Origin of the sequence: Pedobacter sp. SAFR-022 (genome assembly GCF_051965375.1) — a bacterium.
Classification (GTDB): Bacteria; Bacteroidota; Bacteroidia; order Sphingobacteriales; family Sphingobacteriaceae; genus Pedobacter.
In genome coordinates this window covers 1044445-1065840 of record NZ_JBQCME010000001.1, presented here as the reverse complement: position 1 = coordinate 1065840, position 21396 = coordinate 1044445, and the positions used below count along the sequence as shown (strand labels likewise).

22 protein-coding genes are annotated in these 21396 nt (G+C 44.7%); 12 read left to right on the top strand and 10 right to left on the bottom strand.

Translation table 11 applies throughout. The features are described from left to right. Positions 1 to 21: 21 nt before the first annotated feature. On the bottom strand, positions 22 to 1380 hold the full coding sequence (locus tag ACTHQF_RS04605) for a DNA recombination protein RmuC (RefSeq protein ID WP_440428722.1): 1359 nt from the start codon (positions 1378 to 1380) through the stop codon (positions 22 to 24). A gap of 224 nt (positions 1381 to 1604) precedes the next feature. Here ACTHQF_RS04605 and ACTHQF_RS04600 point away from each other — a divergent pair, with 224 nt between their 5' ends. Beyond that, entirely contained in the window at positions 1605 to 2300 is a 696-nt protein-coding gene (locus ACTHQF_RS04600) for a zinc metallopeptidase (protein ID WP_440428720.1), read from the top strand. 3 nt (positions 2301 to 2303) lie between these two features. Here ACTHQF_RS04600 and apaG read toward each other — a convergent pair whose 3' ends face one another. Together apaG and dusB are read right to left on the bottom strand one after the other, a co-directional pair. Next, positions 2304 to 2690, bottom strand: a complete 387-nt coding sequence (apaG, locus tag ACTHQF_RS04595) for a Co2+/Mg2+ efflux protein ApaG (RefSeq protein WP_440428718.1) — start codon at positions 2688 to 2690, stop codon at positions 2304 to 2306. 32 nt (positions 2691 to 2722) lie between these two features. Further along, on the bottom strand, positions 2723 to 3730 hold the full coding sequence (gene dusB / locus ACTHQF_RS04590) for a tRNA dihydrouridine synthase DusB (RefSeq protein ID WP_440428717.1): 1008 nt from the start codon (positions 3728 to 3730) through the stop codon (positions 2723 to 2725). 53 nt (positions 3731 to 3783) lie between these two features. On the opposite strand from dusB, the gene ACTHQF_RS04585 reads away from it, so the two are divergent. The 3 genes from ACTHQF_RS04585 to ACTHQF_RS04575 are packed head-to-tail and all read left to right on the top strand — an operon-like array spanning position 3784 to position 5705. Continuing rightward, positions 3784 to 4755 (top strand): lysostaphin resistance A-like protein, encoded by a 972-nt coding sequence (locus ACTHQF_RS04585; RefSeq protein WP_440428715.1) that lies wholly within the window; start codon positions 3784 to 3786, stop codon positions 4753 to 4755. Beyond that, positions 4694 to 4909, top strand: a complete 216-nt coding sequence (locus tag ACTHQF_RS04580; protein ID WP_440428714.1) for a putative signal transducing protein — start codon at positions 4694 to 4696, stop codon at positions 4907 to 4909. Before ACTHQF_RS04585 ends, ACTHQF_RS04580 begins: the two co-directional genes overlap by 62 nt. After that, complete coding sequence (locus ACTHQF_RS04575) at positions 4899 to 5705, top strand: phosphatidate cytidylyltransferase (protein WP_440428713.1); 807 nt, start codon at positions 4899 to 4901, stop codon at positions 5703 to 5705. The genes ACTHQF_RS04580 and ACTHQF_RS04575 overlap by 11 nt, the downstream gene beginning before the upstream one ends. A 70-nt stretch (positions 5706 to 5775) precedes the next feature. Here the strand turns inward: ACTHQF_RS04575 and ACTHQF_RS04570 are convergent, their stop codons facing one another. Both ACTHQF_RS04570 and mfd read right to left on the bottom strand, forming a co-directional pair. Next, positions 5776 to 6003: a DUF3820 family protein gene (locus ACTHQF_RS04570; RefSeq protein WP_440428712.1), complete on the bottom strand. Its 228-nt coding sequence runs from the start codon at positions 6001 to 6003 to the stop codon at positions 5776 to 5778. 48 nt (positions 6004 to 6051) lie between these two features. Further along, entirely contained in the window at positions 6052 to 9393 is a 3342-nt protein-coding gene (mfd, locus tag ACTHQF_RS04565; RefSeq protein WP_440428987.1) for a transcription-repair coupling factor, read from the bottom strand. Between the two features lie 73 nt (positions 9394 to 9466). Between mfd and ACTHQF_RS04560 the strand changes: the two genes are divergently transcribed. Genes ACTHQF_RS04560 through ACTHQF_RS04545 form a run of 4 tightly spaced genes read left to right on the top strand, consistent with a single transcriptional unit; the run spans position 9467 to position 11985 of the window. Next, complete coding sequence (locus ACTHQF_RS04560; protein ID WP_440428711.1) at positions 9467 to 9790, top strand: DUF2752 domain-containing protein; 324 nt, start codon at positions 9467 to 9469, stop codon at positions 9788 to 9790. A 10-nt stretch (positions 9791 to 9800) separates the two neighbouring features. Beyond that, positions 9801 to 10142 (top strand): TM2 domain-containing protein, encoded by a 342-nt coding sequence (locus ACTHQF_RS04555; protein WP_440428709.1) that lies wholly within the window; start codon positions 9801 to 9803, stop codon positions 10140 to 10142. Between the two features lie 2 nt (positions 10143 to 10144). After that, positions 10145 to 11242, top strand: coding sequence for a Nif3-like dinuclear metal center hexameric protein (locus ACTHQF_RS04550; protein WP_440428707.1), 1098 nt, complete (start codon positions 10145 to 10147; stop codon positions 11240 to 11242). After that, positions 11242 to 11985, top strand: a complete 744-nt coding sequence (locus tag ACTHQF_RS04545; protein ID WP_440428706.1) for a zinc ribbon domain-containing protein — start codon at positions 11242 to 11244, stop codon at positions 11983 to 11985. The genes ACTHQF_RS04550 and ACTHQF_RS04545 overlap by 1 nt, the downstream gene beginning before the upstream one ends. A gap of 105 nt (positions 11986 to 12090) precedes the next feature. Here the strand turns inward: ACTHQF_RS04545 and ACTHQF_RS04540 are convergent, their stop codons facing one another. The 4 genes from ACTHQF_RS04540 to rsfS all read right to left on the bottom strand — a co-directional run bounded on the left by ACTHQF_RS04540 (position 12091) and on the right by rsfS (position 16421). Continuing rightward, on the bottom strand, positions 12091 to 13173 hold the full coding sequence (locus ACTHQF_RS04540; RefSeq protein WP_440428705.1) for a 3-oxoacyl-ACP synthase III family protein: 1083 nt from the start codon (positions 13171 to 13173) through the stop codon (positions 12091 to 12093). Positions 13174 to 13249: 76 nt separating this feature from the next. Then, positions 13250 to 13894, bottom strand: a complete 645-nt coding sequence (locus ACTHQF_RS04535; RefSeq protein ID WP_440428704.1) for a LutC/YkgG family protein — start codon at positions 13892 to 13894, stop codon at positions 13250 to 13252. Between the two features lie 32 nt (positions 13895 to 13926). Then, complete coding sequence (gene ftsH / locus ACTHQF_RS04530; protein ID WP_440428703.1) at positions 13927 to 16023, bottom strand: ATP-dependent zinc metalloprotease FtsH; 2097 nt, start codon at positions 16021 to 16023, stop codon at positions 13927 to 13929. A 23-nt stretch (positions 16024 to 16046) separates the two neighbouring features. Beyond that, a complete protein-coding gene (rsfS, locus tag ACTHQF_RS04525) occupies positions 16047 to 16421 on the bottom strand; it encodes a ribosome silencing factor (protein WP_440428702.1) in 375 nt (124 codons plus the stop codon). A gap of 42 nt (positions 16422 to 16463) precedes the next feature. Between rsfS and ACTHQF_RS04520 the strand changes: the two genes are divergently transcribed. The 4 genes from ACTHQF_RS04520 (at position 16464) to pfkA (ending at position 20537) form a co-directional block, all read left to right on the top strand. After that, positions 16464 to 17243, top strand: a complete 780-nt coding sequence (locus ACTHQF_RS04520; RefSeq protein ID WP_440428701.1) for a biotin--[acetyl-CoA-carboxylase] ligase — start codon at positions 16464 to 16466, stop codon at positions 17241 to 17243. Then, positions 17240 to 17689 (top strand): protein-disulfide reductase DsbD domain-containing protein, encoded by a 450-nt coding sequence (locus tag ACTHQF_RS04515; protein WP_440428700.1) that lies wholly within the window; start codon positions 17240 to 17242, stop codon positions 17687 to 17689. Before ACTHQF_RS04520 ends, ACTHQF_RS04515 begins: the two co-directional genes overlap by 4 nt. A gap of 144 nt (positions 17690 to 17833) precedes the next feature. Next, on the top strand, positions 17834 to 19561 hold the full coding sequence (locus ACTHQF_RS04510; RefSeq protein ID WP_440428698.1) for a protein-disulfide reductase DsbD family protein: 1728 nt from the start codon (positions 17834 to 17836) through the stop codon (positions 19559 to 19561). After that, positions 19554 to 20537, top strand: a complete 984-nt coding sequence (gene pfkA / locus ACTHQF_RS04505; protein WP_440428696.1) for a 6-phosphofructokinase — start codon at positions 19554 to 19556, stop codon at positions 20535 to 20537. The genes ACTHQF_RS04510 and pfkA overlap by 8 nt, the downstream gene beginning before the upstream one ends. Before the next feature lie 294 nt (positions 20538 to 20831). Here the strand turns inward: pfkA and ACTHQF_RS04500 are convergent, their stop codons facing one another. After that, positions 20832 to 21350, bottom strand: a complete 519-nt coding sequence (locus ACTHQF_RS04500; protein ID WP_440428695.1) for a 5' nucleotidase, NT5C type — start codon at positions 21348 to 21350, stop codon at positions 20832 to 20834. Positions 21351 to 21396 lie beyond the last annotated feature (46 nt).

Here is a 21396-nt window from a genome sequence, read left to right as displayed (position 1 = left end):
TTGTTTTAATCCTTGCTTGTGCTAGTTGGCTGTATTGTTTATAGGCAGTTCACTGGAAATTTCATCGGCTGGCTCCTCTCCGGTCAAACTGTGGTCGAGGAACTTGCTGTCGATCTGTTTGTTTGTTTTTGCACCCAGACGTTTGATCTTCTCGGCCGTGGTGGTCAGGTTTCCGGCACCATTGGACAGTTTATTCAAAGCTTTATCATAGCAATCCTGGCTGTTCTTCAGGTTTTTACCCAAACCTTCCATATCGTTCAGGAAGCCAATGTATTTCTCGTAAAGGCTACCGCTAAGCCTTGCAATTTCAAGTACATTCCGGTTCTGACGTTCTTGTTTCCAGATGCTGGCGATGGTACGTAGTGTGGCGAGCAGCGTTGATGGGCTTACAATCACCACCTTACGGTCCCAGGCATAATTGAACAACTCCGCGTCTTCCTGCACTGCAATGCCAAAAGATGATTCAATTGGAATGAAAAGTAACACAAAATCCGGGGAGTTGATCTGGTAAAGATCCTGGTAGTTTTTACCGGAAAGATTTTGAATATGCCCTTTGATCGAACTTACGTGTTGTTTGATGAAAATGGTACGCTCCTCTTCAGACTCCGCATTAAGCAAACGCTCGTATGCGATGAGAGACACTTTAGAGTCGATTACAACGTGTTTCTCGTCTGGAAGGTCTATCAGGACGTCAGGTTGTAATCTGTTGCCTTCAGCGTGGTTTAATGAAGCCTGTACCCGGTACTCCCGTCCCTTGATCAATCCTGAACGTTCAAGTACTTTTTCCAGGATGATCTCGCCCCAGTTGCCCTGTTTTTTATTGTCGCCTTTAAGTGCCTTGGTGAGATTGTTCGCATCTTCCTGTATCTGTTTACTTTGCAACATCAGCTGGGATATTACCCCTTTAAGCATATTCCGCTCGTCAGATTCGTCTTTATAGACCTTTTCCACCTTCTGTTCAAATGCTTTGATGTTTTCCTTAAGCGGGTTTAAGATCTGATCCAGGTTGATGCGGTTGCTTTCGGTAAATTTACTGGTCTTTTCTTCCAGGATTTTAGTAGCCAGATGCTCAAATTCAAGCTTGAATTTATGTTGCAGTTCCTGGATATACTGTTCTTGCTCCAGTTGACGGTTTAATTGGGCTTTCAAAGCTTCTTCGGCCTTAATGGCCCTGCTACGCTCCATCATGAAACTTTCACGCAGATCCCGCAACTCATCCTCTATTCGAGATTTATCGGCATGGTGCCGTTCGAGTTGCTTCTGGTGTTCCAATTCTTTGATTTCCAATAGAGCCTTGAGTTGGTCGCCTGCTGGTCTTTTTAAAAAGAGAAACATCAGGAAACAGATGAGCAGCAGCAGTGCGATAATTATATATTCCATCTTGCTAATATTTTTATAATTTCTAAATCTTTTCTATTGTTTATAACAAAGATATTAGTAAAAAACTGGGATTCCTAATCGTAGGATAGTAGGATTATAAAGGTAAAATCCTGTAATAAGCCACCCTAAGCGGTGATTTATAATTATTAAGTTGTTAATTTTTTGGACATTACAGAATTAGGGAACGCTTTTTGATTTGATCTCTACAACTCATACTGGCTAAGATGCTTACCTATATCATATTCATTATTCCGGTGCTGATGATCAGCATGATTATCCAATGGCGGTTCAGAAGCAAGTTATCCAGCTATTCGGAAATGCAATTGGGTTCAGGTTTATCGGGTAAGGAGGTCGCACAGAAGATGCTTCAGGATCATGGCATTTACGACGTGCAGGTGATGAGTACTGATGGTCAGCTTTCAGATCACTATAACCCACAAAACAGAACTGTAAACCTGAGTACTGACGTTTATCATGGGCGTAGTGTAGCCGCAGCGGCGGTCGCGGCTCATGAATGTGGGCATGCTATTCAGGATAGTAAAGCGTATAAATGGCTGTATTTGCGGTCGGAGATGGTACCTGTGGTATCTTTAACCTCTAACCTGCTTCAATGGATCCTTATTTTTGGCTTCCTCCTGATCGGTTTCACCGGTAATCCGGTGGTATTAAGCATCGGGGTCTTTGGACTTGCATTGGTAACTATTTTCAGCCTGATTACGCTTCCAGTGGAGTTTGACGCCAGTAGAAGGGCGTTATTGTGGATTAGTAATAACCGTTCGGTATCGTTTTCTACGGTGGAACGCCAGCAAGCCAAAGACGCACTCTGGTGGGCAGCCATGACCTACATTATTGCGGCTATAGGCGCGTTAGGTAACCTGATCTATTATGTGGGTATGCTTTTCGGCAAGGGAACCCGCTAAATCTTAGTTTAGACGGTAAGGTACAATCAAAGCAAATTCTGGAATATCTACCTGAAATGGGGTGTCTGTGGCCACCCGGATCATGGAATAGTTGCCACGCATACTGCCGATATCCGTTGTGATCTGACATCCGGATACATAAGCATGAACCTGTCCAGGCTCCAGAACGGGCTGTACACCCACTACTCCGGCGCCTTCAACTTCCTTTATGGTGCCTGCAGAATCGAAGATAAACCATTGTCGGCGCAGCAGTTGGATCGTATAATCAGAAAGATTTTCAATTTCAATCCGGTAAGCGAACATAAATTGTTCATTGGCAGGATTAGAATATTCATCCTGGTACATGGTTTCAACTGATATTTTGATTCCCTGCGTAATTGCTGTTACCATATTGCTGTTGTAAATGGTGTTATTTTCAAAAATTAAGCCATTTCTGTTACAGGCTCCACGTTCCGGAATTTATCTGCCACTTCGTCCAATATTTCGTGAATGGTCTGGATGTTCTCTTCCTTCACCAAAAGCATTCTATACGGTTTAAAATCGGGCAAACCTTTGAAGTAATTGGCATAATGTCTTCTCATTTCAAAGATACCTACCCTCGGTCCTTTCCATTCTATAGACTTTTCGAAATGCGTCCTGCAGACGTTTACACGTTCTTCTACGGTTGGGCCGGCAAGGAATTCTCCGGTATTGAAGAAATGTCTTACTTCACGGAAGATCCATGGGTAACCGATTGCAGCACGACCGATCATAATGCCATCTACTTCATATTCCAGGCGCCAGTCGGCCGCTTTTCTTGGGCTGTCTACATCACCATTACCAAAAATCGGGATTTTAATTCTTGGATTGCGTTTGATTTCGCGGATCAGTGTCCAGTCTGCCTGTCCCTTATACAGCTGCGCCCGGGTACGACCATGGATGGTTAGTGCCTGAATGCCGATATCCTGCAGGCGCTCTGCCACTTCTTCTACGTTTTTCGTATTATCATCCCAGCCCAGTCTTGTTTTAACGGTAACAGGCAGGTGTGTGGCCTTAACCACCGCTTCGGTCATCTTAACCATCTTGTCAATGTCTTGCAAAAGGCTGGCACCAGCACCTCTACAGGCCACGTTTTTAACCGGACAGCCATAGTTGATGTCCATCAGATCAGGACCTGCCATCGTGGCGATTTCCGTGGCTTCCCGCATGTGGTCGATCTCACTGCCGAAGATCTGAATGCCAATAGGACGCTCATATTCGAAGATATCAAGCTTTTGCCTGCTTTTCGCGGCATCACGGATCAATCCTTCCGAAGAAATAAACTCCGTGTACATCATATCCACCCCACTCTGTTTACACACGTAACGAAATGGCGGATCGCTCACATCTTCCATTGGAGCAAGCAATAACGGGAACTCTCCCAGATCAATATTTCCTATTTTTACGGACATTTTTCTATCTTCAACGCAAATTACAGGCACAAAGGTACAAAATCATACATACAATGGATTTCCTGCAGAAACACCGATCAGAAAGTAGTGCTTATGTTCAGTTACTTATCCTCACCGGATATGCACTTGCAGGGCTCATCATTTGTAGTATTTTAAGCCTGATCGTATTGCTCGTGTTCTCTGATCATCAGACGATAGCAGTGCTTACGAATCTGTCCATAGAAGATCCAAACAGCATTAATTCCCTAAAAATCGTGCAGATTTTGAGTTCTATCGGGCTTTTTCTCTTGCCACCGATATTTCTCGCTGTTACCGAAGGAAGTAAGATCAGTCAGTTTTACAACTGGCAAAAGCCAACTTTAGCCATGCTGGGCATCATCTTCTTGCTCATGATGGTATCGCTGCCAATAACGGAATTGTCAGGATTAATTAACCAGAAAATGACACTACCCGAGGCGCTTAAGCCACTGGAGAACTGGATGCGGGACAAAGAAGAGGAAGCTTCCAAGATGGTGGTAGCACTGCTAAAGATGGACACCGCCGGGGACTTCCTCTTAAACCTGTTCATGATTGCTTTCTTACCTGCAGTAGCAGAGGAACTCATGTTTAGGGGTGGCGTACAGCGGGCTTTCTCCAGGATGTTTGGTAATCCGCATGTAGCGATATGGATCACTGCTTTCATTTTCAGTGCCATACATGTACAGTTTTTCGGTTTTATACCACGGTTGTTGCTCGGTGCACTGTTCGGCTACCTTTATGTTTGGACCAAAAGCCTGTGGTATCCAATGTTCGCACACTTCCTGAACAATGCTTATGCGGTATGTATGGCCTTGTACTTTCAAATTCATAACCTACCTTTGGAAAACGTAGATGAACAGCCGGCATTCAACTGGATGGGCTATGTCTTAGGGCTGGTTTTAACCGTATTGCTCCTCATTTACCTTAGAAAAAGATACATTGAAAATGGAAAACAACTGGACCAAAGTATACACCACCACGAACCCCATTACAGCGGAGATCATTAAGCAGGCTCTCGTGGAGCACGATATTCCTGCAGTGGTGATGAACAAGCAGGATTCATCATATAAAGCCTTTGGCGTCGTAAACATCCTCGTGCAGCCGGAGAACTTTGACCAGGCTTTAGCTTACATCATAGAGAATAACCTGAATGAAGACTAGAGCAATAACCGCATTTTTCTTTGCCATTGTAATGCTTGGCTCCTTCTTTTTGGGTGCCGAAGTATTCACCATTTTCTACCTTTTACTGAGCCTTGCAGGCCTGTACGAGTTCTATACCCTGGTTAATACCGCAGGCATTCTACCACACAAAATCCTTGGTATGGTGACCGGATTTCTGCTGTTTGGCGCTGTTGCAGCCTTTCCCTTTTTTCCATTTGATACCAAATACCTGCTTTTAGGTATTCCAATAGCCGTTTCTGTGTTCCTCTTTGAGCTTTATAGGACCGCTAAGAACCCTTTTAACAACATCGCCTATACTTTCCTCGGATTACTCTTTGTAGTGGTCCCATTCTGCTTCTTTTACGCGCTGGGCTATGTGCGAGATGAGCAGTTTAACTTCCATCTGCCGCTTGCCTTTATGCTGATGCTATGGGCAAGTGATACCGGCGCCTATCTTTTTGGGCGTAAACTTGGTAAAACCAAGCTGTTTGAGCGGCATTCACCGAAAAAGACCTGGGAAGGTTTTGCTGGTGGGATCCTGATGAGTGTGTTGGTTGCCGGGATTGTATCCCTGTTTTTTACCGAGATATCGATCTTAATCTGGGCGGGAATGGCCGTGCTGATCGTAACTTTCGGTACCCTGGGTGATTTGGTGGAGTCTATGCTTAAGCGAAGCCTGGATGTTAAGGATTCGGGTAATCTGCTGCCAGGACATGGCGGCCTGCTCGACCGTTTTGACGGCTTGCTTGTTGCTGCGCCGATCGTTTATGTCTACTTGTACCTGATTTTCAACTAAGTTGAGAGGGAATTAAGCCCATCATAAAGCAGCCCTGTAATGTTGTATAAATAGCGTTACGCGGCTTTTACTAGCTTCTGGTTCCATACTGTGCCTTAATAGGTTGCAACAGGTATTCCAGGCCATTTAACTTGATCTCGTACAAGGTGGCCAGGAGCTCACCAAGTTTGCCAGGAGGATAGCCTTCCCCATGGAACCAAACCAGGTAAGATTCAGGCAGGTCGCACATGGTACGCCCTTTATACTTGCCAAACGGCATCTTCATGGTAACCAGGTCTTTTAACAGTTGAGGATTCATATGATGCATATCGTGGCAGCTAAACTGCTACCACAGGTTCTTTTATTGTTAATGTGCTACGAGCTCCAGCATTTCCACTGCTTCATCGATGGTATTCAGGTTTTCGAAAGCAATTCGAAGACTGTTTTTTACTTCTTTCAGGTTGCACAATCTTGGGTGCTGCTGCGCAAAATTGATGATCCGCTCAAAAGTAGCGGAATCGAAGTATGCCGACTGTTTATCCGCGATGAAATACCCCCGGAGAATGCCTTTTTTAAAGCTTAGTTTCTCAAATCCCAGCCGTTTTCCTACCCACTGTAGCCTTAACACCTTCATCATGGTTGTAACAGGCCTAGGAATTGGTCCGAAGCGATCCCGTAATGACTTTTCAAAGGCTTTGAGTTCCGTTTCGTTCTCTATCTTGGATAGCTCGGTATACAGGTTATAGCGCTCGGTAATGTTGGTTACGTAATCATCGGGGATGTATAACTCCACATCCGTATCCACCTGTGTGAAGGTAACGAATGGCCTGGCTGGCTCATCTTTGAAAAGCTCCTTAAACTCATCGCTTTTAATCTCCTGAATGGCTTCATCCAGGATCTTGTGGTACATATCGAAGCCTATTTCCGCGATAAAGCCACTTTGCTCCGCTCCAAGCAGGTTTCCAGAACCACGAATATCCAAATCCCTCATGGCAATATTAAAGCCGCTGCCGAGGTCTGAGAACTCTTCAATGGCACTTAAGCGCTTTCTGGCCTCGTTCGTTAAAGTAGATAATGGCGGGCTCAGCAGGTAGCAGAAGGCCTTTTTATTGGAGCGTCCTACCCTGCCGCGCATCTGGTGCAGGTCACTTAACCCGAACATATGAGCGTGGTTGATGATGATCGTATTGGCATTCGGAATGTCCAATCCGGCTTCAATGATCGTGGTGGCTACAAGTACGTCCTTATCTCCGTTAATGAAGTCTAACATTACGTCTTCCAGCGCATCTCCGTCCAGCTGACCGTGAGCAATTCCAATCCGTGCTTTCGGTACTAAGGTCTGGATCAGTCCCCCGAGTTGTGTAAGGTCATTCACCCGGTTATGGATGAAGAATACCTGTCCACCGCGGTCCAGTTCAAACTGCACGGCTTCCTGGATCAGTTTATCATTGAAAACATGAAGCTCGGTATTTACCGCCTGCCGGTTTGGTGGTGGCGTATTGATGATCGACAAATCCCTTGCGCCCATCAAAGAGAAATGGAGAGTTCTGGGGATTGGCGTAGCTGTTAAAGTGAGTGTATCCACGTTTACGCGAAGTGCACGAAGCTTTTCTTTAGAGCTTACTCCAAATTTCTGCTCCTCATCAATGATCATTAGTCCAAGATCTTTAAACTTAACATCTTTACTTAATAGCCTGTGCGTACCAATAACGATGTCCACTTTACCCTCTGCCAAACGCGCCAGGGTGTCTTTAATCTGCTTATTGGTCTTAAAGCGATTGATATAGTCAATGGTACAAGGAAACTCCTTTAAACGGCCTGCAAAGGTCTTATAATGCTGCAATGCCAGGATGGTTGTTGGCACCAGCACGGCTGCCTGTTTACCATTGGCCACTGCTTTGAATGCCGCACGCACCGCTATCTCCGTTTTTCCGAACCCCACGTCACCACAAACCAGACGGTCCATCGGATAAGGTGCTTCCATATCCTTTTTCACGTCTAACGTAGCCTTTTCCTGATCCGGGGTATCTTCATAGATGAAAGAAGCCTCGAGTTCGGTTTCCATATAACCATCGGGCGCCATCGCCGTACCCACCTGAGCCTTCCGCATAGCGTAAAGCTTGATAAGGTCCCTGGCAATGTCTTTAACTTTTTTTTTTGTTGTTTTCTTAAGCTTATCCCAGGCCTCTGTACCCAGCTTGTTCATTTTTGGTGGTGTACCATCCTTGCCGCTGTATTTCGCAATACGGTTCAGCGAGTTGATGTTCACGTACAGCAGGTCATTATCCGCATAAACCAGACGGATCATTTCCTGCGTTTTCCCGTTCACTTCCACCTTCTCCAGTCCGGCGTATTTACCGATACCATGGTCAATGTGGGTTACGTAATCGCCCGGTTTAAGGTCACGGAGTTCTTTCAGGGTTATTGCCTGACTGCGTTGATAGCCTCTTTTAAGCTTGTATTTATAAAACCTGTCGAAGATCTGATGATCGGTATAACAGGCAAACTTGCGTACCGGATCAATATAACCTTCCCTAAGAGAAATATTTACGGGAGTAAATTTGGCGGTTTTATCGATATCATCCAGAATGGCGTATAAACGTTCTGTTTGTTTGGCCGAAGAGGAGAAAATAAAGTTGAATATACCCGCTTTCTCATTCTCCTTGATGTTATGGATCAGCAGGTTGAAATCCTTATTGAACGATGGCTGCGGCTTGGTGTCGAAATTGAAGATGTGATCCGTTCTGTAGAAGAACTGCTTTCCAAATTCCACCAAGGGGAATTCCTGCAGGATGTCCGCAATCATTTTCTCATCGGAGAAGCTGTATTTCGGGTCTATCCAGTTCTGATTTTCCTGCTTCTCCTGTGCAGGCAAAGCCTTCCACAGCTCAACCGCCTTCTTGTGCCCGGCTTTGATGATATCAAGCGTAAATTCTACGTCTTTGATCCAGACCTGCGTGTCTTTATCGATATAATCCAGCAGGTTAATGTTGCTTTCTGTCAGGTATTTCGATTGCACATTGGGGATGATGGTCAGTGTTTTTACATCATCTACCGAAAGCTGGCTTTCAATTTCAAAGGTCCGGATGCTCTCTACCACATCGCCGAAGAACTCGATCCGGTAAGGCAGATCGTGGGAGAAGGAAAAGATGTCTACGATACCACCGCGAATCGAAAACTGTCCGGGTTCATAGACGAAATCCGTTCTTTCAAATTCGTATTCAAACAGGAACTCATTAATGAATTCAATGCTGAGCTTCGTATTTACAGTAATTTCCAGCGTGTTTTTCTCCAGTACCGAGCGGTCGATCACCTTCTCAGACAATGCCTCCGGATAAGTAACAACGATTTTTCCAAATTCCGAATCATGATTCAGCTCATTCAGCACCTCTGCCCTGCCCAGCACGTTGGCCGTATCGATCTGTGTAAAATCGAAACCCTTGCGGTAAGAAGAAGGAAACAGCAGCACCGCTTTATCGAGGATACTTTCCAGATCACCTAAAAAATAGGCTGCTTCTTCGCGGTCTGGCAAGATAAAAAGCTGCGGTTTATGGAGTAGAAAGTAAGTGGCAACAGCGGCCATAGCATCAGCAGAACCTACCAGCCCTTTAAGCTGGATCTTGCTGCCTTTGCCCATATTAAGGGCCTTTGCCAATGCTACAATGCGCTCATCTGTTTTATATTGATTGATAATTTCGCGGATGTTCACAGACAAATGTAAGATTTAAGATTGTGTATAATGTAACATAAAGGGCATTTCTGGCTCTAAAAATAAAACGAAAATGAAAGCGCCGTTATACCTGTCGTTCGAACTGCTCTTCTGGATTGCTGCCCTGCTCCTGCTGGCAACAACCAGTCAGCCGGACGCGACAGCACATCAGGATTTCAGCCTTTGCCCTCTGGCAAATCTGGGTATTACCTGGTGTCCCGGCTGCGGCATCGGCCGTTCTTTAAGCCAGCTGCTGCATGGGCATATTCAGGAAAGTTTTAGAATGCACTGGTTTGGAATACCCGCATTGCTGATCCTGTTGTCCCGCATTTTCATATTGTTCAAACAGCTGTTCACTAAAAGAAGTTTAATAGGAAGGGAGAAATATTATGTTTAATTCACCATTTATGTCCCTGCCGGGTATTACCCCGCAGGAGTTTTCTTACCTGCAAACCGCTACTACCGGTTTCAGTGAGAACCAGTTACGTGGCTTCCTGATGATTTACGGGGGCAAAAGAAGGAACCCCGATGATATGTTGCTTTACTGCATCCTGGGCTTCTTTGTGCCAGGTTTATCCAGATTCCTGATCAACCAGATCGGTATGGGCGTGCTTTATTTCTTTACTTTGGGACTTTGTTTCATCGGAACCATCATAGATTTGATCAATTATAAAAGTCTTGCCTTCGAATACAATCAGCGCATGGTTTTTGAGAGCCTTCAGATGGTACGAATGGGCAACCCAATTTGAGAATGAAGTTAAATGAGTTAATACAACACCTGGAAAGCATAGCACCACTAGCCTACCAGGAAGACTACGACAATTCAGGACTGCTGGTCGGCGCAGCTTCCAAAGAGGTAAATTCCGCACTGGTAGCCCTGGATTGTACGGAGGCGATTGTCGACGAGGCAATCCTGCACAACTGTGATCTGATCATCACCCACCATCCCATCATCTTCAAGGGATTAAAAAAGCTAAACGGCAAAAACTACATCGAGCGTGTGATCCTCAAAGCGATCAAACACGATATTGCCCTGTATGCCATCCACACCAATCTGGACAGTGTACAACATGGGGTAAACAAAGTGATCTGCGATAAGCTGGGCATCAAAGATCCGGTGATACTGAGCCCGAAAAAGGGACAATTGAAAAAGCTGGTCACCTACTGTCCCGTTGATGAAGCGGATACCGTCCGTGAGGCTTTGTTCGCTGCCGGCGCTGGCAACATTGGCAATTACAGCGAATGCAGCTTTAATACCCGGGGTACCGGAACTTTCAACGGTAACGAAGACACCAATCCTTTTGTGGGTACCCCTGGCATCCGCCATCAGGAGCAGGAAATGCGTATAGAAACCATTTTCCGGGCGCAAGATGAACGGAAAGTGTTACTGGCATTACTGGAAAGCCACCCGTATGAAGAAGTTGCCTACGATGTTTACCTGCTCGATAATAAGAATCAGGAGGTTGGTGCAGGCATGGTTGGCTTTCTAAAAGAACCCCTGGAAGGCACTGAATTCCTGCAGCTGCTTAAAACACAAATGAAGGCCAGCGTAGTGCGGCATACCGAAATATTGCCGAAGCCCATCCGCAAAGTTGCCGTGTGTGGTGGATCAGGAAGCTTCCTGCTGAAGGACGCTATAGCTGCTGGTGCAGATGCTTTTGTAACCGCAGATTTTAAGTATCACGAGTTTTTTGACGCAGAGCAAAAACTGATGATTGCAGATATTGGACACTTTGAAAGTGAACAGTTTACGTCGAATTTGTTGTTGAATATTATTAGAGAAAAATTTCCTAACTTTGCGATCCGTTTAACAGCGCAAAATACAAACCCCATAAATTACTTCTTTTAATGGAACAAACTGTAGAGCAAAAGCTAAAAGCTTTATACGAATTACAAACCCTTCATACTAAAATCGATAAAATCCGTCAGATCCGTGGTGAGTTACCAATGGAAGTTGCGGATTTGGAAGATGAGGTTGCAGGTTTAGAAACCCGTATTCAAAAATTAAAAGGTGAACTGGATGATACTGAAGATTCCATCGTAAGCCGTAAAAATATGATTAAAGAGGCGCAAAGCCTGATCAAGAAATACGAGACCCAACTTAAAGAAGTTAAAAATAATCGTGAGTATGATGCTTTAACCAAGGAAGTTGAGATCCAAAACCTGGAGATCCAGGTTTGCGAGAAAAAGATCAGAGAGTTTGGCTTTGACATCGCTTCAAAAACCGAAATCTATGAGAAAGCATTAGCTGATCTGGAATCAAGAAAGAAAGATTTAGAAATTAAAAGGGGCGAACTGGAAACCATCACCGCTGAAACGGAAAAAGATGAGCAGACTTTGAACGTAAGAGCACAAACTGCAGAAACTTCCATCGAAGAGCGCTTGTTAACGGCTTACAAACGTTTGAGAAAGAATGCAAATAACGGCCTTGCTGTAGTTACCATCGACCGTGATTCATGTTCAGGATGTTTCAATCAGATCCCTCCTCAAAGACAATTAGATATCCGTCAGCGCAAAAAGATCATCGTTTGCGAACACTGTGGTAGAATTCTGGTAGATGAGGCTTTAACATTAGAACAAGCAGCATCTTAGTCATAAAAGCTTAGATAAAGAAAAAGCGATTAGAATCCTCTAATCGCTTTTTTTATGTCTGATGTAATCTTAGTTGTAAAGTAAGAGATCGTTCAACCAATAGGCTTAAAATTGATAAACAAAGGCATTGATGTGCATACCTGCACCCACCGATGCAAACACTGCATATTCACCCTTTCTTACCGCATAACCTTCTACCTTCCCCTTCTTAACCAGATCCAGTAAAGTCGGTATCGTTGCAACCGAGCTATTGCCCAACCAGGAGATGGTCATCGGTACAAGTTTTTCCGGGATGCAATCTACCTCATATAGCTTAAACAGGCGCTTCATGATCGCGTGATCCATCTTGCCGTTAGCTTGGTGAATGAATACCGTTTTGATGTCTTCAATGGATAGTCCAGCCTTGTCTATTGCCTTTTTTACTACCTGCGGCACGTTGATCACTGCAAATTCATACAGTTTTCTACCATTCATTTTCAAGTAGGTATTTTCGGCATTATGTCCTGGATTGTTGCTCTTGCCCATCGTTAGCAACGATGCATGTTGAAGCGTATAGGACTGCGTTTTATGTGCAATGATGCCTGTCGGTGTGTCTGAAGCGATAGCTTCCATAATTACCGCACCTGCGCCGTCAGAAAAGATCATACTGTCACGATCATGCGGATCAATCACCCTGGAAAGGGTTTCCGAGCCGATAACCATAACTTTCTTTGCATCACCACTCTTGATCATGTAGTCCGCCTGAATACAACCCTGCACCCAGCCCGGACAACCGAAGATCAGATCGTAAGCTACACAATCCGGGTTGGCGATCTGCAAACGCTGTTTCACTTTGGCTGCCAACGAAGGGATCATGTCCATCCGGTTTGACCCAAGTTTAACGTCTCCGAAATTATGACAGAAGATGATGCAATCCAGGCTTTCCTGGTCAATACCACTGTCTGCAATCGCGTTTTGCGCAGCAACCGTAGCGATATCACTGCTTACCTGATCTGCATCCGCATAACGGCGTTCGGTAATTTCCGTGATTTCAGAAAATTTGCTGATGATCTCCTTGATGTCTTTCTCAATCTTTAAACCATTTTCATAGAATGCCGATTCCAGGAACGAGTTGCCGTGTACGACGTTATTGGGAATGTAACTCCCGGTACCTGTAATTGTTGAGTATAAAGGGCTGATTTTGTCCATTTTGAACCGTATACTGTTTTGGTATAAAGTATAAATCTAACGTTATTTAGCTAAATATACAAATCCCGGAAAAATACTAGGCGAAATCGTCAATAAGAAATACGAATAATTCTTTAGGCCCGTGAGCACCAAGAACAAGCGTCTTTTCGATGTCTGCCGTGCGGCTGGGACCAGTTATCGTACTGACCAAAGAAGGAATGTTACTACCGTATTTGGATTTGATGAGCTGAAGACCATCTTTGAGGTCCATCACCAGCTGACCGGTACGGGCAATTACGATATGATGATTGGGGTAAATGCTTAACCGGCGACCGGCAGCATTCTTATTAGATACCATTACAGAGCCATTACGGGCAATTAAGGCTTCACACAAGGTTATACCTACCTCTGCCATCTCAAAGTCTTTGTCGGTCTCGTAAAATGGAAATTCATAGTGATTCAGGAGCTCCTGGAGTTCAGGCTCCCAGCAATAGATCTTGCGCCACTTAAATCTGGCTGCAAGGTCGAGCATGTTCTCGATAAAATCGATCCCATTTTCGCAGAAAATGAACTTACCGCCAACGGCGGTAAGTTCTTCTGCAAACAATATTTCAGGGATTTCTTCCGTCGCTTTATACAAGGCAGAATCCTCAACATTAAGATAAGGAATGTCCCTTTTTTCCAAAAGGGCTTTCCTTATCTTCTTTAACATTAACTCTTTTGAAGAGATGCTTTCCTGCATATAACCGTCTTTATTCTTTCGGAATTCGTCTGTTAGGACTCCGATTTTGCAGGATTAATAATTGCAGTTGGATCTGTAGTTTCTCCAACGCCTTCATGAATCAGACCTTCTGCTGCAGGTGTTTGATCACCAGTACCGTTCACAAACTCGTCGTAAGTGGTACGGTTGTCAAAAGGACGTTTACCAAGGATCTCTTCCAGATCGGTCTGGAACAAGATTTCTTTTTCAAGAAGCTTTTGCGCCAGCTTTTCAAGGCCTTCACGTTTATCGGTCAACAGCTTTTTAGTTGTTTCGTAAGCATTTGCAATAATTGCACGTACTTCCTCATCGATCATTTCAGCAGTTTTGTCCGAATAAGGTTTACTGAAGTTGTACTCATTCTGTGGATCATGGAAAGAAACGTTACCAATATTGGTGTTCATACCATAGATCGTCACCATTGCATAAGATAGTTTGGTGATTCTTTCCAGGTCGTTCTGAGCACCTGTAGAGATCTTACCGAATACAATATCTTCCGCTACACGGCCACCAAGCGTCATACACATACCATCAAGCAGCTGCTCGGTGGTATACAGGAACTGCTCCTTAGGCAAGTACTGCGCATAGCCCAGGGCTGCAACACCACGTGGAACGATAGACACCTTCACCAATGGATCTGCATGCTCCAGGAACCAGCCCGCAATCGCGTGACCAGCCTCATGGTAAGCCACGATCCTTTTTTCTTCAGGAGAAATAATCTTGTTTTTCTTTTCTAAACCACCAATCACACGATCAATCGCATCCTGGAAGTCCTGCATGTCAACGTTTTCTTTGTTGCGTCTTGCTGCAATAAGCGCCGCCTCGTTACATACGTTGGCAATTTCAGCACCGGCAAAGCCTGGTGTCTGTGCAGAAAGCTTTTTAGCATCGACCACTTCAGCCGTTTTAATTGGCTTCAAGTGAACTTTAAAAATTTGTTCACGACCTACCAAATCTGGCTTATCGATCGAGATCTGCCTGTCAAAACGTCCGGGACGAAGCAATGCCGAATCCAAAACATCAGGTCTGTTGGTTGCTGCCAAGATAATAATACCAGAGTCGGTACCAAAACCATCCATCTCAACAAGCAACTGGTTCAAGGTATTTTCACGCTCATCGTTGCCACCCATCATGCTGTTTTTACCACGGGCACGACCAATGGCATCCACCTCATCGATAAAGATGATACATGGCGCTTTATCTTTAGCCTGTTTAAACAAGTCACGTACCCTGGATGCACCTACACCCACGAACATCTCCACGAAATCAGAACCTGAAAGCGAGAAGAAAGGTACTTGTGCTTCACCAGCAACGGCCTTGGCAAGCAAGGTTTTACCGGTACCAGGAGAACCCACCAGGAGCGCTCCTTTAGGGATTTTACCCCCAAGGTTGGTGTATTTTTTAGGATTTTTAAGGAAATCCACGATCTCCATAACCTCTTGTTTAGCTTCCTCAAGGCCTGCTACATCATTAAACGTTACATTTACCTGGCTTTCCTTATCAAAAAGCGTGGCCTTAGACTTTCCAATGTTGAAGATCTGGCCACCGCCACCGCCTGCACCACCGCCCATTCTGCGCATGATGAAGATCCAGAAGCCGATGAAAAGCAATACTGGTACAATGATCGTAAAGAACCAGGAGTTTAAAGTGCTCTGTCTGGTTTCTTTGATGGCTGCGATACGCTGATCCTCAGGAAGATCCTTTTGCGATTCCTTCAACTGATTATCAAGCCCGTCCATGGAACCTGAATTGAAGTAAACGGTTGGCCCGTCTGCAGCACCAAAGTTATTTTTGTTCTTATAAGGTGCGTATTTAGGGTCCTTTAGTCTGTCTTTTTTAATGAAAACATCTGCACGAACCAGGTCCTCATACTTGTAGGCAACGATTTTTTCCACGTCTCCAGGAAGCAGCATCTCTGTTTCGAAGGTACGGTAAGCAATAGGCTTGCTTGAATCCGAGCTGATCAGGAACTGAACCAGGATCAACCCGATGATGATTGCCGCGTAAACCCAGAAGATATTGAATTTAGACCCCTTCTGTGGCTTCTTAGGTATATTCGGGATCCGCTTGATCAACTTGGGTTTGCTATTATTATTATCTTTTTCTTTCATTTTAGTCTGCTGGATTTAACAAATTAGGCGCTTTGATATGATGTCGTCTGCGCGTCGCCCCATAGGTCCTCTATTCCGTAGAAGTTGCGTTTTTCTGTTTTAAAGATGTGCACTACGATATCGAAATAGTCTAGGATGATCCATTCGGCGGCTTCTAAACCCTCTTTCCGCCATGGATGTGTTTGGGTACTTTTAAATATTTCCTCTTCAACGCTATCTGCGATAGCTTTAACCTGGGTTGCTGAATCAGCATTGCAAACCACAAAATAGTCTGACACCGAGCTGTTTAGTGCTCTTAAATCTAAACGAACGATATCATTTCCTTTCTTTTCCTGGATGCCATGCACGGCTATTTCTGAGAGGTATGTAGAGAGATTTCCGATTTTCTTTTTAATCATTAAATGTTTTATGTTTGATAAACAACAATATATAATCAACCATTGCAAAATAACACTTTTTCGACATTATTTGTTGGTCAAAATCTTATCAAATTAACAACGGTCGACTCGACGAATAATTATTTAAAGATCCTGGTGTCAAAATCCGAGCCATTAGCCGAAGGGACTGTAATTATGGCAGATGACCAATTTGCAGGTCGCGGGCAGCAAAATTCTACCTGGATCGCTGCACCAGGGAAAAATTTAACTTTCAGTTTATTACTGCATCCGCTTTTCCTGCCCATCAACGATCAATTCAAACTGAACATGGTGATCTGTAATGCCTTAAAAACAGCCTTAGCTAACTTTACGGGTAAAAACATCGTCTTTAAATGGCCTAATGACCTCTACTACAACGATCAGAAACTCGGTGGGATCCTCATCGAGAACCTGCTTGCTGGAAATAAGTATAAGTCTGCAATTGTTGGCATTGGCATTAATGTAAACCAGCTGGAATTCAGTCCGCTGTTAGCAGGTAAAGCCACCTCTATAGCCCAAATTTTACAAGAAGATGTTAATTTAGTTCAACTATTAGCGGAAATTTGCAGTCAGATTGAAAGTGGGTACCTCAGATTGAAGTCTGGTGCTTATGCCGACCTTCAGGCGCAGTATTTGACAGGGCTCTACAAATATGATGAAATTGCCTGGTACAAACAAGGCGATGTTGTTTTTGAAGCCAAAATTACCGGCGTTACCTCCAGTGGCCAGTTGGTCATGGAAAAAGAAGGTAAGCAGCTACAGTTCAACTTAAAAGAGATCGAATTTATAACCAACAGAACATGAAAAAACTAACCTTAATCCTAAGCCTCTTGTTTTTCACCGCAATGGGCGCCTTTGCTCAGATTGAAGATCCGGTTACCTGGTCGTATGCCGCTAAAAAAGTAAGCGCGACAGAAGCCGTGGTTTACCTTAAAGCCTCCATGGAAAAAGGCTGGCACATCTATTCTCAGAATGTTAAACCAGGTGGCCCGATCAAAACCACCATCAAGTTTGAACCTTCAGCAAGCTACACCAAAGTGGGCAAAACGCTGGAACCGAAGCCAATCACCAAGTTCGAAGACACCTTCAACATGGATGTAAGTTATTTTGAAAACGATGTGATCTTTCAGCAACGTGTGAAGCTTGCTAAAGGCGCAACCGTAGTTAAAGGTACCGTAGAATTCATGGTTTGTAATGACCGTAAATGTTTGCCGCCTAATGAAGTCGCTTTCAGCGTTCAGGTAAAATAACCCTCTACACAGGTATTTTAAGAGCGCACGATTTTCGAGGCGCTCTTTTTTTATGCTCCACACGCGCTCCAAGCCATAAGCCACCTGCTTCAAAAAGCAGAATAAAAAAATATTCATTAATTTCACGCCCTTTAAACCGCGCCAATGAGAAATTTTGTGATAATTCTTGGAATCATGCTAAGCTTTTTCGCCTTGCAAGGCCAGAATACTTATGCAAGCAACACCTTGCAGGATTCTACAGAATTAATTGATGATCTTCAATTTACGGAAATCGGATCCGCTGAAGACAGCCTTAACAACGCTGCTATTCAGGATTCAAGTTTGCAAGATTCCCTTCCAAAAAGTCCGGCTCCAACAGCTATCGGCGCAGGTTCAGATGCTGCTTCAGATTTAAACAGCTCAGCGGATTCAAGTAAAACCTTATGGCAAACCTTCATTGAAGGACTTGTAGGTGGTTTTATTGCCTTCCTGATGCCTTGTATCTTTCCGATGGTGCCACTTACAGTGAGTTATTTCACCAAACGTGCCGGCAGCAGACAACGCGGAATCTTCCAGGCGCTGATCTATGGTGCTTCCATTATCGTGATTTATGTGGCTTTTGGCTTGTTGATCACGCTTTTATTCGGTTCTGCAAAGCTGAACGAATTAAGCAGCAGCGGATGGTTCAACATGGCATTTTTCCTGTTGCTGGTGGTATTTGCCATATCCTTCTTTGGAACCTTCGAGATTACACTTCCAAGTTCCTTCGTCAATAAAATTGATGCAAAAGCAGATTCCGGCAAAGGACTAGGCGGCATTTTCTTCATGGCAGCCTCCCTGGCGCTGGTCTCTTTCTCCTGTACCGGACCAATTATCGGAACGCTCCTGGTGCAGGCAAGTGCTAAAGGGGAAATCCTTGCACCAGCCATCGGGATGTCGGGCTTTGCCCTGGCTTTAGCGCTACCTTTTACCTTATCTGCGGTATTCCCGGGATTCCTAAACAGCATGCCTAAATCTGGCGGTTGGTTAAACTCGGTTAAAGTCTGCCTGGGTTTCCTGGAGCTGGCTTTAGCGCTCAAGTTCTTGTCGGCCGCCGACCTGGTGTGGCACTGGGAATGGTTCGACAGGGAGATTTTCCTTTCCCTTTGGATCGTGATCTTCGTTTTAATGGGGATTTACCTACTTGGCAAAATCAAGTTCTCGCATGATAGTGATGTGGCCTATGTAAGCGTACCACGACTGTTCTTTGCGATCTTCTCTTTCTCCTTTGCCATGTACCTGGTACCTGGTTTATGGGGTGCGCCGGTGAATATCCTGAGTGGTATTGCTCCGCCAATGAACACGCAGGATTTTATTCTGGGTGGAGGCGCAACAGCTGCACCGGCCTCGGATACTGGATTTCCAGCTTCGGTAAAGTACGATGATGTATTGCATCCGCCACGTAATTTCAATGCCTTTTTCGATCTGGATGAAGGTATGGCTTACGCGAAGAAAGTAAATAAACCTGTATTGATCGATTTTACCGGCCATGCCTGCGTAAACTGTCGTAAGATGGAAGACAAAGTCTGGGTAGATCCGGAAGTTGGTCGCATCATCAGAGAAGAATATGTATTAATTCAGTTATATGTAGATGAGCGTTCCGTGAAAATGCCGGCAGAAAAGGTTCACTACTCGAAATTACTGAGAAAAGAAACCAAAGATCTCGGTAGCTGGAACGGCGATTTCCAGGCTACCAGATATCAATCAAATTCACAACCCTTTTACGTCCTGGCAGGACAGGATCTTGAGCCAATGGTTACGCCTCAGGGTGCAATTTTTGATGCTGCGGAATATGCGGCATTCCTGCAGCGTGGGGTTGACATATATAAAGCACGCAATAACACAAATGAGTAAGATTAAGAAAATAGGTGTATTAACATCAGGTGGGGATGCGCCAGGGATGAACGCTGCCATTAGAGCGGTCGTCAGGGCAGGAATATACTACGATTTAGAAGTTACCGGTATTTTAAGAGGTTACGAAGGCTTAATTCATGGCGATTTTATCGAAATGAATGCCAAGTCGGTAGCGAACATCATTCAGCGGGGTGGTACCATCCTGAAAACAGCAAGGAGTAAAGAGTTCCGAACCGTGGAAGGCCGTAAAATTGCCCACGAAAGACTTGTAAAAGCTGGCATAGATGCTTTGGTGGTGATCGGTGGTGACGGAACATTTACGGGTGCCAACCTCTTCGCATCTGAGTTCAACTTCCCGATCATCGGTTTACCAGGTACGATTGATAACGATCTTCGGGGTACGGATTTCACCATCGGTTATGATTCTGCAATCAATACCGTAATTGACGCCGTAGATAAGATCCGGGATACCGCGGAATCACATGACCGTTTGTTCATCGTTGAGGTGATGGGTCGTGACTCCGGGCTTATCGCTTTAAGAAGTGGTATTGGCGTGGGTGCGGAATCTATTCTAATTCCAGAGGCAAATTCTGGTGTGGAAGGTTTGGTAACCAGGTTAGAAGGTGGCCGCCGCGACAAGTCTTCAAAGATAATCATCGTTGCCGAAGGTGATGAAATTGGCGGCGCGTTTAACGTTGGCGAAGCGCTTAAAGAGAAATTCCCGACTTACGATATCCGCGTTTCTGTTCTGGGCCATATTCAGCGTGGCGGAAAGCCAAGCTGTATGGACCGCGTACTTGCCAGCCGTTTAGGCGTGGCTGCGGTAGAAGGGCTGTTAAATGGGCGTACAAGAGAAATGGCAGGACAGGTGAACCGTGAAGTGGTTTTTACACCTTTCGATAGCGCGATCAAACACATCGACGCAGAGGAAATAACACCAACCTGGCTGAAACTGGTGGATATTCTATCCATGTAAACCTAAAACATATCATTATTGAGCGCCTGTAGCATGTTGAATGCTGCAGGCGTTTTTTTTGCAGATGTTTTTAAGCGCATCAAAGCTAAATTCGGCGGGCAGGCAGTATTGCTTCTTGGCCGCCTTCTCTTCGCCTCTTCACCGCCTATTGTTCGCCTATTGTTCGGCTCCAGCCGAAGAAAACGCGACTAAGAGCCGCTTTAAAGGCGATTTATATTCCAATCGGGATCAAATCTGCCACTACGCATGCATCGGGCTGATTCTACTGCAGTTTATTCAAGTTTGGATGTTGGATCAAAGAATGGCTTTCAAAACCTGTTCCCAGGTATCCACACGTTCGTAACCAGTGATCAGCATGTTATGTGGGGAAGAAAACAGGAGCGGACGCCCTTTAAAATCTTTGAAGTTTTTAATGCGGTCATCAATCAGGATATCGGCTTCAATGATCTTGTCGCCGCAAAACATGATTTGCTGCCAGGAAATGAAGGGAAAATGTTCTGCCAGCCAGTCATATTTGTCTTCCAGGGAGTTGCGGAATTCCATAGCTGCGGATACAATGTACACCTCATGTTGCTCCTGCAGTTTCTGAATGCCTTCAATTGCACCGGGAATCACCGGCAGATCTCTAAAAAAGCCCTTTTCATTGATGTAATCGAACCATTTCATGTTCACCGCTTCGGGTACATGATGGTAAATTTCATTTCCGGGATCCAGCACCAGGTTTAAAGGGACACCGCAATCACGGTTGTAGAGTTTTATAAATTTAGTTATCGGGTCTGCAATGACCTCATCCATATCTATTGCTATTCTCATATACTGAATTTAGCTGCCTAATATCGAAAAGATAATAACAACTGTG